Origin of the sequence: Colwellia sp. MB3u-55, from assembly GCF_014076785.1 — a bacterium.
Classification (GTDB): domain Bacteria; phylum Pseudomonadota; class Gammaproteobacteria; order Enterobacterales; family Alteromonadaceae; genus Colwellia_A.
This window is the reverse complement of the sequence record NZ_JACGUS010000122.1, coordinates 200,131-216,642: the sequence shown is the minus strand read 5'-3', so window position 1 is coordinate 216,642 and position 16,512 is coordinate 200,131. Positions and strand designations below refer to the sequence as shown.

The 16,512-nt window shown below is 35.2% G+C and carries 16 protein-coding genes; 12 read left to right on the top strand and 4 right to left on the bottom strand.

Features of this window, described 5'->3' with window-relative positions; all coding sequences use genetic code 11:
• Window positions 1-30: 30 nt before the first annotated feature.
• The 9 genes from H4J66_RS17155 (at window position 31) to H4J66_RS17115 (ending at window position 8,982) form a co-directional block, all read left to right on the top strand.
• A complete protein-coding gene (locus H4J66_RS17155; protein WP_182176168.1) occupies window positions 31-840 on the top strand; it encodes a flagellin in 810 nt (269 codons plus the stop codon).
• A gap of 765 nt (window positions 841-1,605) precedes the next feature.
• The gene (locus H4J66_RS17150) at window positions 1,606-2,409 is read left to right on the top strand and encodes a flagellin (protein ID WP_182176167.1); all 804 of its coding nucleotides are present in this window, start codon (window positions 1,606-1,608) and stop codon (window positions 2,407-2,409) included.
• 101 nt (window positions 2,410-2,510) lie between these two features.
• Complete coding sequence (locus H4J66_RS17145; RefSeq protein WP_182176166.1) at window positions 2,511-2,936, top strand: flagellar protein FlaG; 426 nt, start codon at window positions 2,511-2,513, stop codon at window positions 2,934-2,936.
• A 67-nt stretch (window positions 2,937-3,003) separates the two neighbouring features.
• Entirely contained in the window at window positions 3,004-4,380 is a 1,377-nt protein-coding gene (gene fliD / locus H4J66_RS17140; RefSeq protein WP_182176165.1) for a flagellar filament capping protein FliD, read from the top strand.
• Window positions 4,381-4,451: 71 nt separating this feature from the next.
• Window positions 4,452-4,877, top strand: coding sequence for a flagellar export chaperone FliS (gene fliS / locus H4J66_RS17135; protein WP_182176164.1), 426 nt, complete (start codon window positions 4,452-4,454; stop codon window positions 4,875-4,877).
• Window positions 4,878-4,887: 10 nt separating this feature from the next.
• Window positions 4,888-5,211, top strand: a complete 324-nt coding sequence (locus tag H4J66_RS17130) for a hypothetical protein (protein ID WP_182176163.1) — start codon at window positions 4,888-4,890, stop codon at window positions 5,209-5,211.
• 10 nt (window positions 5,212-5,221) lie between these two features.
• Window positions 5,222-7,390: a 6-hydroxymethylpterin diphosphokinase MptE-like protein gene (locus H4J66_RS17125; RefSeq protein WP_182176162.1), complete on the top strand. Its 2,169-nt coding sequence runs from the start codon at window positions 5,222-5,224 to the stop codon at window positions 7,388-7,390.
• A gap of 12 nt (window positions 7,391-7,402) precedes the next feature.
• Window positions 7,403-8,728: a motility associated factor glycosyltransferase family protein gene (locus H4J66_RS17120; protein ID WP_182176161.1), complete on the top strand. Its 1,326-nt coding sequence runs from the start codon at window positions 7,403-7,405 to the stop codon at window positions 8,726-8,728.
• The gene (locus tag H4J66_RS17115; protein ID WP_182176160.1) at window positions 8,713-8,982 is read left to right on the top strand and encodes a hypothetical protein; all 270 of its coding nucleotides are present in this window, start codon (window positions 8,713-8,715) and stop codon (window positions 8,980-8,982) included. The genes H4J66_RS17120 and H4J66_RS17115 overlap by 16 nt, the downstream gene beginning before the upstream one ends.
• A 111-nt stretch (window positions 8,983-9,093) precedes the next feature.
• Here H4J66_RS17115 and H4J66_RS17110 read toward each other — a convergent pair whose 3' ends face one another.
• Genes H4J66_RS17110 through H4J66_RS17100 form a run of 3 tightly spaced genes read right to left on the bottom strand, consistent with a single transcriptional unit; the run spans window position 9,094 to window position 12,117 of the window.
• Window positions 9,094-9,819 carry a 3-deoxy-manno-octulosonate cytidylyltransferase gene (locus H4J66_RS17110; RefSeq protein WP_182176159.1) on the bottom strand — a complete coding sequence of 242 codons (726 nt, stop codon included), beginning with the start codon at window positions 9,817-9,819 and terminating at the stop codon, window positions 9,094-9,096.
• 20 nt (window positions 9,820-9,839) lie between these two features.
• Window positions 9,840-10,520 carry an HAD family hydrolase gene (locus tag H4J66_RS17105; RefSeq protein ID WP_182176158.1) on the bottom strand — a complete coding sequence of 227 codons (681 nt, stop codon included), beginning with the start codon at window positions 10,518-10,520 and terminating at the stop codon, window positions 9,840-9,842.
• Window positions 10,504-12,117 carry an aldolase catalytic domain-containing protein gene (locus H4J66_RS17100; RefSeq protein ID WP_182176157.1) on the bottom strand — a complete coding sequence of 538 codons (1,614 nt, stop codon included), beginning with the start codon at window positions 12,115-12,117 and terminating at the stop codon, window positions 10,504-10,506. The genes H4J66_RS17105 and H4J66_RS17100 overlap by 17 nt, the downstream gene beginning before the upstream one ends.
• 381 nt (window positions 12,118-12,498) lie before the next feature.
• Between H4J66_RS17100 and H4J66_RS17095 the strand changes: the two genes are divergently transcribed.
• Genes H4J66_RS17095 through H4J66_RS17085 form a run of 3 tightly spaced genes read left to right on the top strand, consistent with a single transcriptional unit; the run spans window position 12,499 to window position 15,148 of the window.
• Window positions 12,499-13,218, top strand: a complete 720-nt coding sequence (locus H4J66_RS17095; protein ID WP_182176156.1) for an SAM-dependent methyltransferase — start codon at window positions 12,499-12,501, stop codon at window positions 13,216-13,218.
• A complete protein-coding gene (locus tag H4J66_RS17090; protein ID WP_182176155.1) occupies window positions 13,218-14,126 on the top strand; it encodes a hypothetical protein in 909 nt (302 codons plus the stop codon). The genes H4J66_RS17095 and H4J66_RS17090 overlap by 1 nt, the downstream gene beginning before the upstream one ends.
• Entirely contained in the window at window positions 14,126-15,148 is a 1,023-nt protein-coding gene (locus H4J66_RS17085; protein ID WP_182176154.1) for a hypothetical protein, read from the top strand. The genes H4J66_RS17090 and H4J66_RS17085 overlap by 1 nt, the downstream gene beginning before the upstream one ends.
• A 17-nt stretch (window positions 15,149-15,165) precedes the next feature.
• Here H4J66_RS17085 and H4J66_RS17080 read toward each other — a convergent pair whose 3' ends face one another.
• The gene (locus tag H4J66_RS17080; RefSeq protein WP_182176153.1) at window positions 15,166-16,464 is read right to left on the bottom strand and encodes an FAD-dependent oxidoreductase; all 1,299 of its coding nucleotides are present in this window, start codon (window positions 16,462-16,464) and stop codon (window positions 15,166-15,168) included.
• Between the last annotated feature and the right edge of the window lie 48 nt (window positions 16,465-16,512).

Sequence of the window (16,512 nt, the reverse complement as noted above, 5' to 3'; positions counted from 1 at the left end):
ACTATACGCTTACATTAGGAGATGATAACAATGGCTTTAGTCGTTAATAGTAATATCGCATCGTTGAATTCCCAGCGTCAGTTGGCAAATTCAACCAATGATTTAGGTACCTCGTATGAAAGGTTGTCTTCAGGTAAACGCATTAACAGTGCAAAAGATGACGCAGCTGGTTTACAAATATCAAGCCGTTTAACTGCACAAATAAATGGTTTGAATCAAGCATCAAGAAATGCAAATGATGGTATTTCATTAGCACAAACGGCTGAAGGCGCGTTAGATGAGTTTACTAATACCTTACAGCGTATGCGAACGCTAGCTGTTCAGTCAGCGAATGGATCTAATAGTACGGCGGACAGAGTAGCCTTAAATACAGAATTTACTGAGCTAGAGAATGAGTTAATACGTATTTCGAGTCAAACAAGTTTTGGTGGGGTTAATTTGTTAGATGGTACATATTCGGCATCATTTCAAGTAGGTGCTGATGCTAACCAAGTTATCTCTGTTTCAATTTCAACCGATTTTTCTGGTATTGGTACAGGGGGATCAGTAGATTCAGCCGCAAATTCTCAAATAGCTATTGGAAATATGGATGTCGCTTTAGCAGCGGCTACTGGGTCTCGAGCAGATTTAGGTGCTAAGCAAAACCGTTTTAGCTCTGCTATTCGCTCAAATGATAATACCGCACAAAATGTGTCAGCGTCACGTTCAAGAATTCAAGATACTGATTATGCTAAAGAATCTGCTATACTGGCAAAGAATAGTGTATTGCAGCAAGCATCGAGTTCAATGCTAGCCCAGGCTAATCAACAGCCACAAATTGCGTTAAGCTTATTACAATAAACTTAGCCTGATGAGTAAATATTAAAGCCTCGTTGAGGTTTTTTTTATGCCTAGCAAAGTTATTAAACATGTTAATTTAAAAAAGAATAGAGTCAACTTAGCTAAGGGATATGTAATTAAAATGGAAAATGCTCAACAGCTAACAGTAGAATGTGAATAAAGAGATAGGAAATTATAGGTACACAGCTAACCGTAACTTGGCACAGCGGTAGTGGTGAATTATCTAATAAAGCTATAAAATGAGTTTAGCACATAGTTAAAAAGAGTATCTAAACGTTCTTTTAGTCAAAAGTATTAATTGATTACGAAGAAAAGTTATACTTTCAAGTTGTAGTGTGTGATTTTATTGAAATACAAGCTAGTAAATTGAAGTACTCCAAGGTAGTGTCGACTTATAAGATACTTGTATGTGTGAGGTGTTTGAAGATGATTTTGTTAAATTCCTTTTAAGTTATAATGCAAAACCTGCATTAAGTTGTTATAACATTAAGGTTTGATTATCCCCCATGTCACATACAGCTTTGTAAGGGGATAATAGCTGACTTATTAGATATTTAAATATATTTCATAATTTTTTTTATAAAATATCATTTAAATTCAAAAGGTAATGGGTTTAGGTTGGTTTTTTTCTAATTTACTTACAAAAAAGGTTAAAGTTATTTTATGTAGACCCGATAACAATTGTACGACAAGTTACTGATAAAAATTTAGAGTAACTTTTAATATAAATTAATATATAAGAGTGTATACACTCAGGAGTTTACAATGGCTTTATCAGTAAATAGTAATATCGCATCATTAAATTCACAACGCCAATTGTCAAAAGCTACAAATGACTTAGGTACCTCATACGAGCGCTTATCTTCAGGTAAACGTATTAATAGCGCAAAAGATGATGCTGCTGGCCTTCAAATATCTAGTCGTTTAACTGCACAAGTGAATGGCTTAAATCAAGGCTCTCGAAATGCTAACGATGGTATTTCATTAGCGCAAACTGCTGAAGGTGCCTTAGATGAAGTAACGAATACTTTACAGCGCATGCGTACGTTGGCTGTCCAATCCTCGAATGGCTCGAACAGTACCGCTGACAGAACAGCACTTAATAATGAATATACAGAGTTAGAAAATGAAATTGTACGTATTGCCAGCCAAACAAGTTTTGGTGGGGTAGCTTTACTAGACGGTACTTACTCTGCAGAATTTCAAGTAGGCGCTGATGCTAACCAAGTTATTTCTGTATCAATGGATACGGATTTCTCTGGTTTAACCACTGGTGGTATAGATAGTGCTGTCAATGCTCAAGCAGCGATTACTTTGATGGATACAGCATTAGCAACTACCACATCCTCTCGTGCTGACTTAGGTGCTAAGCAAAACCGCTTTAGTTCGGCTATTCGTTCTAATGATAATACCGCGCAAAATGTAGCAGCATCTCGTTCACGTATTGAAGACACCGATTATGCTGCAGAATCGGCGATTCTAGCGAAAAATAGTGTGTTGCAACAGGCGTCAAGCTCAATGTTAGCCCAAGCTAACCAACAGCCACAAATAGCGTTATCATTACTGTAATAATAACGAGGTTAAATAATTAATGGCATAATTAAAGGGCTCTTACTAGTAAGTGCCCTTTATTGCTTTTTAATTTAGACAGTATGGATATGGTGAATGTTATGAATCATAATATTAGTGCAATTCCTGCTAAGGTGGAAAATAGCTTTGTCGCTCAGCCTTTAGAGCAAGGTAATGCTGCTAAACAAAATGATAATTTGATTGAACAAACAAGTAAGTCTGAACAAGATAAAAAGTCTATTGTTCAAAAATCACAATCAATAGAAGTAAAAGAGGAAATATCTAATACAGAGGTCGAAGAAGCAATTGAAGTTGTTTCTTCATTTATTAACAGTACACTAAAACAAGTTGCTTTTTCTCGAGATAATAACGCAGGAAAGATGGTGATTACTATGATTGACAAAGAAACAAATGAGGTAATTAATCAGTTTCCCAGTGAAAAAATTATTTCAATGGCTGAACGAATCAAAGAACTTCATCAGGAAGTTGAAAACATTTCGGGTTTGATTATCGATAGTCACGTATAAAGCACTAATGGCTTCATCTGAGAAGTTCTATTAGTAGATTAAAGGTTTGAACATTGAGGAATATATAATGGCTAATATTACTAGTTTAGGTATAGGCTCAGGCTTGCAGTTAGAGAGCATTGTTGAGGCTTACATTAATGCCGAAGCTATTCCTCAGGAATTAAGGCTACAAGAAAAAGAAGAACGCTTAGGGCTTGAACTTTCAGGGGTTGGTAGCTTCAAATCTGCAATGTCTACATTTAATGACACCTTATCAAAGTTAACCAAAAGTGATGCATTTAATAAACAAATTATTACTTCCTCAACTAGTGCTATTGACTTAACCAGTAATGGCTCTGCCAGTAATGGCGATTTCACTATTGATGTTGAACAGTTAGCGACTGGTACACGTTTGCATTCACAGAACTTTACCAGCTCTGCTGACTTTGTGGGCACAGGTACATTAACATTTGGTAATGGTACAGATAGCTTTGATGTGGCTATTGAAAGCGCAGACAGCCTCTCTGCAATTCGTGACAAAATAAATGCGCAAAGTGAAAACTTTGGTGTTACTGCCAATATAATTAATGGTAGTTCAGGGTCTTTTTTAGTCTTTGACTCTCAAGTTACGGGTGCTGCAAACGCCTTGTCGGTAACAAGCTCTGATGCTTCTCTTGATAGTATATCAACGAACAACTCGGTAGAGCGTATCGCTCAAGATGCTAGAATTGTTATTGACGCTTCTGATACTTCACCCGGTACTACGGTGACAAGTAGTACGAATGAATTTAAGAATACTATTGAAGATATTACTATTACTGTCAAAGAATTGACAGTAGCTGGAGAGCCTGCAGAGCTTTCTATTTCCCAAGATAAAGAAAACGCAAACGCACTGATTGAGGAGTTTATTAGTGGTTATAATGCACTTGCAGATGAGTTGATTGGTTTAGGTGCTGCTAAGCAAGGACGATTAGCTTTTGATCCTAATGTTAGACAAGTTAAACGAGAGTTAGCGGACACAGTGATACAAGCGGTAAGTGGCTTGACGGGGTCAATTGAAAGCTTGAGTGATATAGGTTTAGAGCTCAACCGAGATGGTAAACTTGAGAAGTCTACGTTTAGTTATGAAAATTTTGGCAGCGGCCAGCAAAGGCTAGATAATACCTTAGAGAATAAGTTAACTGAACTTGGCGAGCTTTTTGCATCACCTACAGGTATCGCCACACAAATGGCCGATATGATCGATGGTTATATTGGTAGCGATGGTGTTTTGACACAAAGAGTAACTATTTTAAATGAACGCGTTAGTGGTATTGCTGATGAATTTAGTGAATTACAAGCTCGTTTACGATCGTATGAAGAAACGTTAAGAAATCAATTTAGCTTTTTAGATGCGACAGTTTCTCAATATAACGCCACAGGTGCTTTTCTAACATCAGCGCTTGCTTTACCAGATAATAACTAGGGCTTAATTGACAGTTACTATCTGTATATGCAGAGTAATATCGCTAAAGAACATAATATAAAGGTGAGAGTATGCGTAATAATATAAGAACATATCAAAATATAAATGTGGTCAGTGCTATTAATTCTGCAGATCCTCATAGCATTATTTCAATGCTATTTGATGGGATTTTTAAGAGTGTTTCAATTGCTAAAGGTGCCATTAATCGTAAAGAACTTGAGGTCAAGTCAAAAGAACTCAATAAAGCTATGAGTATATTACGTTCATTACAAGATTCTTTAGATATGGAATCAGAGCCTGAAATTTCAACAAATTTTAATGAGCTATATGCTTATTGTATCGATCGTTTAACTCAAGTAAGCGTATCATTAGATTGTGGTATTATTGATGAAGTTGTTGATTTATTAAAACCATTAGCTGATGCATGGAAAAATATTCCTGAAAGTGATAAAGAAGAAGGGCACACTCTACTGAAATCAAAAGTTCAAGTTAGATAAGTTAGTTTTTGTGTTCACCCAACTTAGTGAAGAGATCCGTTTATTAACTCTTAAAGCTGCTAGTTTAGTTCTATGTGAAGAAATAGAACAGTGTCTCAGTGTGCTTGTAGAACGTCATGCTTTATTGGAAAAGTTAAAAATAATCTACCAAGAATCTTCTCAAAATAATCATGATGCATTATCCTCCAACTTTACTGAATTAATACAATGGATTCAGCAGCAAGATGAGGCTAATTGTTGCAAAATTATAAAATTAAGAGAACAAAGTAAAAAAGATTCAATTAAACAGGTTAGAGCTAAAAAAGCGATTCTTCATTATAAAAAACTTACTTGAGAATAATACTTTGAAAAATGAAAATGAAAATGAAAATGAAATATTTGACCGTATTGCCTCTCTTGAACAAGAGATAGAAGAACTTAAAAAAAATTCCTCACATATACAAGAACATGAAGCTGCTTTGCAAAAATTAGCAGATAAAATGTCTTTACTTGTATCTTCTGATGAAAATTTAATGTCTCGGTATCAAAGTAATTTATTGGCATTTGAAAAGTATCACCCTCAAATTTATAAATTTTTTAAAGATTATATCCCTGAAAAATATATCGTTGATGCAACTGATGGTTTTGTAAATGCTATAAATGTAGAAACTGGACAACCTTTTTACTCTTATCCTTCTGTGTTATCTACACAATTGCAATTTGATAAATTTACCCTATCTCCTAATATCAAGAAATTTAATTTTAATGTATTATCTGAAAATGAGGCTGACTTTATTCACGTCGATTATCTCGATGCAATGTTAGCCTTATTACCTAAAAAGAATGATGGTGAAACACAGCAGAGCAGAAGTACAACAAATCAATTAAGCTCTCTTATTATATTTGGTGTTGGCGCTGGTTATCACCTAGAAATGTTTGCCCGAAACTATAATATTGCATGTATATATATTATTGAGCCTGATTTAGATCTGTTTTTTCTCTCTTTGTTTAGTATCAATTGGCAATTTGTATTGACTACCTTTGATCAAAATGGATGTCAACTTCATTTATCATTGGGTCCTCAAAAAGAAGCGTTTTTTGATGACGTGATGAAAAAGTCAGCCATGAATGGTCGATATCAAATGGCCAATGTAGCGGGCTATATCCATTACAAATCAGATGAAATAGATACACTATTAGGTGAATTTAATCGCCGATATTTAGAAATGGGACATGGTTGGGGCTTTTTTGATGATGCCGTAATGGCCATTGGGCATACGCTTGGAAATATTAAAAATAAAGTACCTCTGCTTAAGAAGTGTGCTGTTAATAATTTAGACTATACCCATTTACCTGTATTTATTGTCGGTAATGGACCGTCATTAGACCAAGGTATTGATACTATTAAGGCGTTGCAAAATAAAGCCATTATTATCAGCTGTGGTAGTGCGTTAAGCGCATTATATAAATATGGAATAACCCCTGATTTTCATTGTGAACAAGAAAGAACATTCCCTGTCGCTGAAAAAGTAGAGTTGTCTTGTCCTAGCGAATTTTTAGACAGTATCGTACTTCTTGCGCCAACAACAGTACACCCAGCTGTTTTCTCAATGTTTAAACGTTCAATTATGGCTGCAAAAGCCAATGAACCCTCTTCGTCATTATTATTACGCGATGAAGTGGGCGCGACATTATTTAAAGCGTATCACTATATCAATCCAACCGTGGCGAATACCGCCTTAGTGATGGGCTATAATTTGGGGTTTAAATCGTTTCATTTATTTGGTATCGATTTAGGGCATAAACAAGGTGGTAATCATCATAGCAAAAAAAGCATGTATTATAATGCTGACGAACAAGACTTAGATTTATACCCTGTAGATATTGAGAAGGCTATCGAAGTGGACGGAAATTTTGGTGGTAAATTTATTTGTGATTCGTTTTTTTATCAATCCAATAGCGCTTTAAGCCGACAAATACTAGCGTTTGATGATTTACACTGTATTAATTTAAGTGATGGTGCCGCTATTAAAGGTAGTGTACCCATGAACGTGGATCAACTTGAAGGGGTTTTAGATAAAAGCCTACCGATTGATAAAACACAAGTTATTGAAAGTATTCACCAGATAAGTGGATATGTTGATGATGATATATTATTCGAACGATTAGTTACTGATTTAGATTATGAATATTTTGAAGGTGTGTGCCAAAGGTTAGTTATCCTAAACAGTGAACCCGTTAATACCTTTAATGAAGCAACCGCACTGTTAATAAATAATACCGTGGTCATGGAAGCATTAACGGAGCATGCACACTCTTTGTTAATAGGTACCGTCATGCATATGCAGGTTGTGTTAACGCAATTACTTTATAGCTCCGCCAATATAGAAATAGCGATTGAAAACTTTAATAAGGGCTTGGGTTTTTATTGCAAGTTTATTGGAAAAGCGTCAAGTCATTATAAAGAAAATGCTGAACAAGCCCATTATATAAAAGATGGTAAATGGATAGTTAAGCTAAGGAACAATAAATAAGTAGGGAATGTTTTGGATTTTTTTATAGATAACTTAGCGATTATAAGTCGGCAATGGCCAGAAATAGCGCAGAAATTAACAAGAAGTCATTTTGATGTAAGTCAAATAGAGTTAGTAAAAGATGAAGAACTTTCACTTGTATTTGACAAAATACAAGTTGCCAGCAGTTATAACCAAAGTGAAGAGGCTAGATTACAAATTAGTCAGCTGCCTATTAACACACCTAATGTTACACTTTACGGTACAGGGTTAGGTGTCGTTCAAAGCACACTGCTTGAAAGTACTCACCTGAAACGGTTAAATGTGATGGTTTTTAACTTATCGTTATTTAAAGCAAGCCTTACTTATTTTGATCATAAAGAATGGCTCTCGGATCCACGCATTAACTTAAGCCTACCTCAAGACACGAATAAAGTTGAAACCCCCTTTATTGCTTTACCTGCTGAATTAGAATTATCAACAAATAGCAGTGCTCATATTAGGGATCGTCTGTGTTTAGCGCTTGATAATGATTATATTGAGCAGTCTCAAGGTATATTAAATACTGCATTACAACAAAAAATTATGGGTAATATTGACTGCATAGCCAAAGAAAAAGATGTAAGTGAACTCTTTTCAACCGATCTGAATACTTCTTCTAAAACTGATTATATTGTTTGTGCTGCAGGGCCTAGCTTAGCCGTGCATATTAACTGGTTAAAACAATCTGCTACCAGAAAAAAATTTACCATTATAGGGGTAGATACCGCGGTTAAATCCTTGGTAAAAGCGGGGGTAATACCTGATATTATTGTATCGATTGATGCTAATGACAAAGGATCTTTTGACGGTTTGGATGGTGATATTTTTATAAATACACCATTAGTTTATTTTCCAGTCGTAAAAAGTGATTTATTGTCCTTTTGGCAAGGACCAAAATATACAGCGTACTCAATGAGCCAATTATATAATACGGTCAATGAATTATACCCAAGGGGTCGATTATATTGTTGTGGCAGTGTTATTCATCCGAGTATTGACCTCTCTGTAAAAATGGGGGCAAAGAAAGTATTACTCTTAGGTGCTGATTTTTCCTTTCCTGGAAACAAAATACATACGCCCTATAAAAATTCTCCTGAAGAAGTTACGTCTCAACAAACGGCAGAGCAGACCAAACACTGGGTTATTAATGGCGAAAATGAAAGAGTACCAACCTTGTTATGTTATCGAGGTTACCTACGTGATTTGGAAGACTATATAGCGTTAACTAAAGGTGTCGATTTTTATAATGGTAGTAGTAAAGGCGCACTAATTAAAGGGACATCAATTAAAGGAGCTACTTCATGGGAGAAACGTTAGTTAACACAGAAAAATTATCTAATTTAATTGATGAAGCAACCTTATTATTACTCCATGCTAAAGAAGGTGAAGCAAATAAATGTTTGGATACCGTATTTGGTGAACTATTACGACTATCTTCTTCACTTGACAGTAGTACGGTAGCTAATTTATCGAAAATAATACCTATTATGTATGATGCTCAGCAACGTCGTGACCATGTCTATTTAGTCGATATTCTAAAGTATGAATTACCTAAGTATATCCCATTATGAAGTTAGGTTTTGATGGTCATATTGATTAATATTTTGCCCTGTATATAAATTATGTATTGAATGTATTGTTTTATTCTTCAATGACAACATATAGATGTCTGTAACGAAAAATCACTTCACTGACAATAAAGTAATCACTTTAGCAACATCAGCAGGCACGTCAACGGCAGCGCTAGATGTTTTTACTTCAATCATTTGTACTGGGATATCATTTTCTAAGAACCGTAAAATCTCAATATCCTCAACTTGTTCTGTAGGTGTTTTTTCAGTGTGTAAAGAAAAAAATTCAAGATGTACTTTTGAGAAAACATAAATACACACTTGTTTATAGCCAAAGTGATAATCGTTGCTTTTAGTGATAGGTATCGGTGAACGACTCATATAAAGTAGGCGTCCAGATTTACTGGTAACAACTTTAGGTACGTTGAATGAACGAAATTCAGCTTCATCCTTTATAGCGCACATCGCATTGATAACCGTATGTGGAGTCGCTAGATAAGCTTGAATGAGTGTATTTATATCGGCAGGCTTTATTAACGGTTCATCGCCTTGAACGTTAATAATAAAGTCACAATCGAGTGTTTTATTGGCCTCTGCTAAACGATCAGTACCTGTCATACACGTATCCGAAGTCATAATCACTTTAGCACCAAAATATTCAGCTTTATTTTTAATCAACTCACTGTCCGTGGCAATATAGACATGTTCACTGCCAACGGCTTTACAGCATAGCTCCCATACATGCTGAATCATAGGTTTCCCTAATAAATCAATAAGCGGTTTACCTGGAAATCTACCTGACTGATAACGAGCGGGGATAACGACTGCATACTTCATAAAAAACCTTATTACAAATACTAGATGATTTCTGACCATGAGTTATATGAAGAGAACCCATGTTCAATGGACAATAAATTAAGTTTTTGTTTTACATTAGAAAAAGGTAAATAAGCAATAAACTCTATATTATTAGTAATAGAGGCTTGTAAGTCTGAAACAGCATCACCAAACATAATGGCATGATTCTTACCCTGACTATTACTCGTACTGCTTGGGGATGATTGTAATATGTTCTTTATATTTTCTGATTTAGACGTTGGAGAACCATAAATACCATCAAACAGAATGTCGAGCTGACGTTGTTTAAATACAATTCTAAGCTCTTCTTGTTCAGAACCACTGGCGATAAATTTCTTACCCTGTAGCCCATTTATAAAGTTCAAAAACCCTGGTGTTATATCAGCGTTTAAATAGAGTTTCTTACACATTGAAGCGTATGAACTCAGCAGTGATTGACGATAATGCTGTAGATCTTCGTCTACTACCGTTAAGTATTTTAACAAAAATACATCGATATGATGAAACCTAGACTTACCAAAATTATTCGTAAAGTAATGAATACAATTATCTATTTCTGATTTTTTAGTGAAATGCGTGCTAAGCGCTGTCTCCATCGCGTCAATTTTCAACTGATTAGAGTTTAATATTACGCCGTCACAATCAAAGATATAAATATCATAATCAGATATTTGGTGCATAAATAGAACCTTTGTTAATAGGGTAACTCGTTGGCGTTAAGGAGATAATAGGATTGTGGATGTATATTTCAGTATATAAGCCAAATATTGTGAGCATTTCTTGCTGGCGCGGATCATTTTTTTCATAACCATCAAAGCCAACAACTTTTATGGAACTAGGCTTCGACTCTACTAACATTGCGAAGATATAGGCAGCGGTAATGTCGAAAGGTATTACGGCATGTGTTTTTTTAGCGGATAGCTCATCTTTATTAACGTCCAAGCCATAATCAATGATCTCACAATGACTAATCAGCGCTAATTCAGATTCTGAAAAACGATGTTTTGGTAATATGAGTGGTTTGTTTAGCTCGGTATAACGACTTAAATCCGCTAAATATTTTGAATTATGCGATAGGGCATAGTAGTCAATCAAATCCGCTGAAATAGCAGCCGAAATATTAATTGAAATAACCGTAGGTTTTTGATTTCGTATATATAATTCAATCGCGTCAGCGTACTTTTCAGTGTTCGGCCCATTGGTAATCACCATGACATGTATGTCATTGAATAGTGAGTTTACAGCGGTTGTCCCCGATACTTTATTTTTGCTGAAATTAAATGATAAGGCTGAATTTAGCTCTGCACCGTTATAAGAAGTTGTGCCCTCTAATTTACTTAAATAGTCAATGGCACCAATTATTTCATCGGTACCATAATGTGTATTTGAGAGTAAATTTTGAATGTAAGTTGGGTGAACATCATTCTGAGCACCTAAAAAATAGAGTAAGTTACTTCCCCAGCCATAGTTTTTTTGCATGGATTCAAAATAACGAATAACTAACTCATAGATAGGTTTCGGGTTATAGGGGGAGTTGGATGTATCTAAAACCGCTAATAAACATTCTGTTTGAGTATTACCCGCACCACGTCCCATGCCGGTAATGGTGGTATCTAACCACGTTACACCTAAGCGATGCGCCTTTAATGTATTGTCTAATCCTTTGCCCATATTATTATGAGTATGGATCCCAATAGGCCCAGTCCATTCTTGACGAAGTGCACTAACAATTCGTTCAACTTCATCCCCGTCCATATTCCCCAAAGAATCAGCAAAATACAGAACATCTAATACACCCCATTCGTTAGCTTGACGTGCTTTATCTGCAACAATATTTGAAGCCTTACCTCCTGCTTGCATTAGGTTCAAACTTACCAGATAACCTAATTGCTTTAGGTACTTTACTATAGGGCCACATTGTTCAACTTCATCAAAGTGAGCGGCAACTCGTACTAAACCAATTTTACTTTCTGAAGCAGTAACAAATAATATATCAATAGCTTCGGCCATATTTAATGAGCTGGCTAATATAGTTTTAGCATCAACCATAACACCATAAACAGGACCAGTCGGTAATCGAAGTGTATTAAGGTAATCTTCAGTTGTATAAGCATATGCGCCCAAAAAATCATCTTTAGGGAAGTTTCTTAAACCTAATTCGACATAATCAATTTTCGCTTTTGCTACAGCTTGAAAATAAGCTTCAGCAACCTCTGAGGGAAAATCCCAGTTATTATAATAACCACCATCACGTAAGGTACAATCTAAAATTTTCATAATTCACTCTTTGATTTATATCCGACATTCGTCATTACTTCTATAAATAAATTTGTTGGTGTAAAGTATAAGCGATAATAGTACCGTTCATTTCTTCATTGATTACACGTTGGCTGATTATAAATTGCTAATTATCTACGATTTATGTGATCAGCTAAATCAATCACCCTAGTTAAGCTATCTAATTTATTAATTATCACTACAAATTATTAGGGCTTTATACCCTAAGTGAGAATATAGTCGGTTACTGTTATATCACATGGTTACATACTCGTTCCAGCGATCAATAATTTGAGCGCTTACATCTAGTATCGCTAAATATCTTACTGTAAACTTAGTGTGATTTTCACTTGTAAATATAACTTGATAATAGGAAAAACTGTGAAGTATTTTGATTATTATAAAGAAAAAGCGGCGGATAGCAGCTTAACCAACACCGAAAAATGTGGGCGCTATTTGAAGCAGAGTGACGATGAACTTAATATTTTTGACGATATTTGCTCAAAACTACCCGCTCTTACTCAAGAAAATACGCTTATTATTGATATTGGTTGCGGTTGTTCAGACCCAGTAAAAAAACTCATTAAGAACAGCCAACAGCACAATAATAATTTGGTGCTGGTTGATAGTGAAGAGATGTTATCCCTATTACCTGATTTAGATAATGTCACTAAAATAAATACACAATTCCCCGATAAACCTTTTGTAGAGGCTTATCAAAATAAAGCAGATGCCATAATTGTTTATAGTGTATTTCACTGTGTTTACCTCGAAAGTGACTTTATTATGTTTGCAGATTCTTTAGTCAAACTTTTAAACAATGGTGGTACTTTATTACTTGCTGACTTACCTAATGCAACCAAAAAGAAACGTTTTTTGTCGTCAGAGGAAGGAAAAGCATTTCATAAAGACTGGAGTGGTGAAGAGTCTATTCCTGAAGTCAATTGGAACCAATTTGAAGCCGGTAGTTTAGATGATTCATTAGTGATGATGCTAATGATGAGGTATCGTCAGATGGGCTACGAAACCTATCTGGTACCACAAAATAAACAGCTTCCTTTTTCTAATACACGTGAAGATATACTTGTTAGGAAGTGGTAATGAAAAAAATTTGGATGTGGCCCCAGACTGATATTAATAGTACAACGGTTATCAGTGACCAAGCGGTACTAACCGAAATAGAGCAATATTTTTCTGCTTTATATGCGCCATATAGAGTCGTTTATTTTTCCCGAGCTAGAGTCAGTATTATGGCTATATCTGCTGTTCGAGACCTATCAAGGCCGCAGTTAACTTTTGTACAACCTTTTTCATCACATTGTGTACTTTCAGCGATATCGCAGCAAAGCACCCCCACAACGATTTTTCCGCAACATTCTGATCGGCAAGTTATCTATCATCAATGGGGTCATAAAACACAGGTAAATAATCAAATATATCAAAATGTATTAGTGGAAGATGCAGTGGATTCGCTTATTCTTACCAACGAACAGAATGAATTATTTCCAAATAATGCCCCTTTTTGTCTTATTTCGTTACCTAAAATTTGCCCTGTATCAGTAGGTGCTATCGTTATTTGTCAACAAGATACTGATTATCAAAAATTAATCAAGCAACGGACTAGGATGGAGCAGGATATAGGTTCGTCTATCGAACCTATTAATACACCTTCATTTCAAGAGGCTACTCTGCAAGCAAAACCAACGCTAGTACCAATAATAGAAGAAAGCATCCAAGCTTTAGTTGAAAGTTCTTCAAAAAAAATACAAACAAATGTAGCTCATATTAGCCAGGTATTTCCAGAGTTAGCATTAACGATTGAAAACTCAAGCAAACGATTACCGTCCAATATTATTATTTCGAAATCAAAATATACGGAGGAAGAATTATACTCGTTAGTGCCTTTTAATGTTATTGAACAGCAACGAACCTATTATAATTATCAACACCAAAGCTGTGAAAAAGTTTGGCTATTACCCTGCCATTGTCAGGCAGACTGGTCAGAATAATGGTAAATAATAGCACTTCATTTAAAACATTGGCCAATAAGACCTTTTCAAATATAGTGTATTTAGAAGATGGCGCGACTGATTGGCAAAGAGTCTTTTCACTGAGTGACTACGCATCGTCTGAATACTTGGTTTCAATAATCGGTTATCACAACGCCTATCTATTAACCGCACAAGATTGCTCTTTTATAATTTACGAAAATAATGTACCTGTAGCCATTTGGCCATTAACATTATATTCAGTGGATAATGTTATGACTTTGCAAAGTAACTGTAAAAATATTATCCCGCCACTCTTTACGTGTGGTGCAAGCAAAAAGACAATTAAAAAAATCTATCAACAATGCTTTTTATTATTAAAAACCTTCAGTTTAAAGAGTAATCAATGCATTAAATTGTCATACAGCCCTACTGTAGATATTTTATGGCAGCGTACTTTTTTACCTGTCATTAAAGATATTGACTATCAGCAATACTTAATTGCCGATATTACTGGTTCAATTGATGATATAAAAAAAACGTTTAGAAAAAGTTATCGCTCACTAATTAATAAGGGGTTAAAATTATGGCAGTGCGAATTACATACGCAGATGCCAGATACATTACTAGCTCAGTTTAGAGCGTTTCACATCAAGACCTCTGGTAAGGATACTCGCCCGATCACTACCTGGATAATGATACAAGCCATGATTAATAATCATGAAGCATTTTGTATTACGTTGCATGATGATAATGAAAACTTAGTTGGTATGGCGCTTTTTAATATCAGCCCATTACAAGTTTCATACAGTGTTGGTGTTTATGACAGAAGTTTGTTTGACTTACCATTGGGTCATGTTATTCAACTTAAAGCCATTGAATATATGAAAGCACTGGGTGTTAAGCGATACTTTTTAGGAAATCGCCATCATTTATTTGAAACACACATGCCGACAAAAAAAGAAAATTCCATCGGTTTTTTTAAAGAGGGCTTTAGTAATGAAATACATATTGAAGCAAATGCCATTTTAACTTTTGAATAAAATTTTTATTTATATACTCACTGACAACTCATATAAGCATCAATCAATAACTCTGACATAAAGAAACCTTTTGATGAACTACGCCCTAATAATTTAATATTGGGGTACTTGGTTGATATCTCTAAATTTAGTTGCCTGAGTAATTTATCATTTTCTTTAGTCATAATCGGAAAACCTTCATTAATAGCACGGTATTGGCTAAAAATGCAGGTATTCGTTTGTTCAATTAACCCCATCTCGCTCAATTCAGCCGATACTTTAGCCAATAACTGCACATTATCTTTTATTTCATCCACAAGCACTTCTACGGTAATCGCATAAAACTCACTCTTGGGTAACAAATTTTGATAGCAAGTGAGTCTAGTCGATACATGGGTTGATGAGAAATTATTAATATATTTACAGCTCGTCAACACGGGGAGTTCATAAACAAAATCAAACAATACAGTTTTTCTAAATGTAGGCTTTTTAATAACGCTAGTAATAGGAAGGTAGTGAGGCAATAGCGCGGAAGGTATAGTCCAAATTAGTTCATCAACGGATTGATCACAATCACCATAATAAACACGTATTTTATCGTTTTTATAGTCAATAGACGTTACGGTAGTATTAAGTAAAACCTTGACTCCAGCGGAAAGAATTTGTTGAAAAAGTCCTTTTGTCCAACTCGCAATTCCTCCCTCTTTTGGATAATACTTTTCCACTCCAGGCGTTGCTTTTTGAAAACCAAGTCTCTCGTTTATATAGTCAACATGCTTTAATGCACAGGTGGTTTGTTCATCAAAGGCAACGACACGATACATATCAAAAAAGTTTATGTAATTAGCAGGAAGCTCTGACGGCTCTGTGCCGAGAGTAGCTCTAACATAAGGAAGGAAGGCGTGTTGGTAGGCAGTTTCACCATATAGTGTTTTTAATGCGGTCTCTAAATCATCAAAATCAGTTAATGTCGGCGCTTTGATAAGCTCATAGCCAGCAATTTTTGCTTGTTGCTGATCTAAAGAGTTAAGGTTTAGAAAAGGAGAGAAATCAGTAAGCTGATTGTTAAAAAAACTACCTGCCTGTTGAGTGTCGAATGAATGTAGATGTTCATTATTATTCCCAAATAAAAAATGATCTAGCTCTGGCTCGCCTGTGCGACTCGCAATATGAACACCATAATCAAAGCTACCAAAATGTGAAGGACTACTTTTAAGTAAGCCACCAATTTCATCTGATGCTTCAACCAAAGTTACGTTATAACCTTTCAAGGCTTTAAAATAAGCAGTTGTAATACCAACTATCCCACCACCAACTACTAATACATGCTTAGTCATACAATTTAACCTAGATTTATTATGTAATAATTTACAGAAGTTAGTTCA

What these genes read in the sequence shown, in the direction of transcription:
- H4J66_RS17155 (WP_182176168.1), top strand. Translation starts at nt 31, where the DNA reads ATGGCTTTAGTCGTTAATAGTAATATCGCATCGTTGAATTCCCAGCGT.
- H4J66_RS17150 (WP_182176167.1), top strand. Translation starts at nt 1,606, where the DNA reads ATGGCTTTATCAGTAAATAGTAATATCGCATCATTAAATTCACAACGC.
- H4J66_RS17145 (WP_182176166.1), top strand. Translation starts at nt 2,511, where the DNA reads ATGAATCATAATATTAGTGCAATTCCTGCTAAGGTGGAAAATAGCTTT.
- fliD (WP_182176165.1), top strand. Translation starts at nt 3,004, where the DNA reads ATGGCTAATATTACTAGTTTAGGTATAGGCTCAGGCTTGCAGTTAGAG.
- fliS (WP_182176164.1), top strand. Translation starts at nt 4,452, where the DNA reads ATGCGTAATAATATAAGAACATATCAAAATATAAATGTGGTCAGTGCT.
- H4J66_RS17115 (WP_182176160.1), top strand. Translation starts at nt 8,713, where the DNA reads ATGGGAGAAACGTTAGTTAACACAGAAAAATTATCTAATTTAATTGAT.
- H4J66_RS17110 (WP_182176159.1), bottom strand. Translation starts at nt 9,819, where the DNA reads ATGAAGTATGCAGTCGTTATCCCCGCTCGTTATCAGTCAGGTAGATTT.
- H4J66_RS17105 (WP_182176158.1), bottom strand. Translation starts at nt 10,520, where the DNA reads ATGCACCAAATATCTGATTATGATATTTATATCTTTGATTGTGACGGC.
- H4J66_RS17100 (WP_182176157.1), bottom strand. Translation starts at nt 12,117, where the DNA reads ATGAAAATTTTAGATTGTACCTTACGTGATGGTGGTTATTATAATAAC.
- H4J66_RS17090 (WP_182176155.1), top strand. Translation starts at nt 13,218, where the DNA reads ATGAAAAAAATTTGGATGTGGCCCCAGACTGATATTAATAGTACAACG.
- H4J66_RS17085 (WP_182176154.1), top strand. Translation starts at nt 14,126, where the DNA reads ATGGTAAATAATAGCACTTCATTTAAAACATTGGCCAATAAGACCTTT.
- H4J66_RS17080 (WP_182176153.1), bottom strand. Translation starts at nt 16,464, where the DNA reads ATGACTAAGCATGTATTAGTAGTTGGTGGTGGGATAGTTGGTATTACA.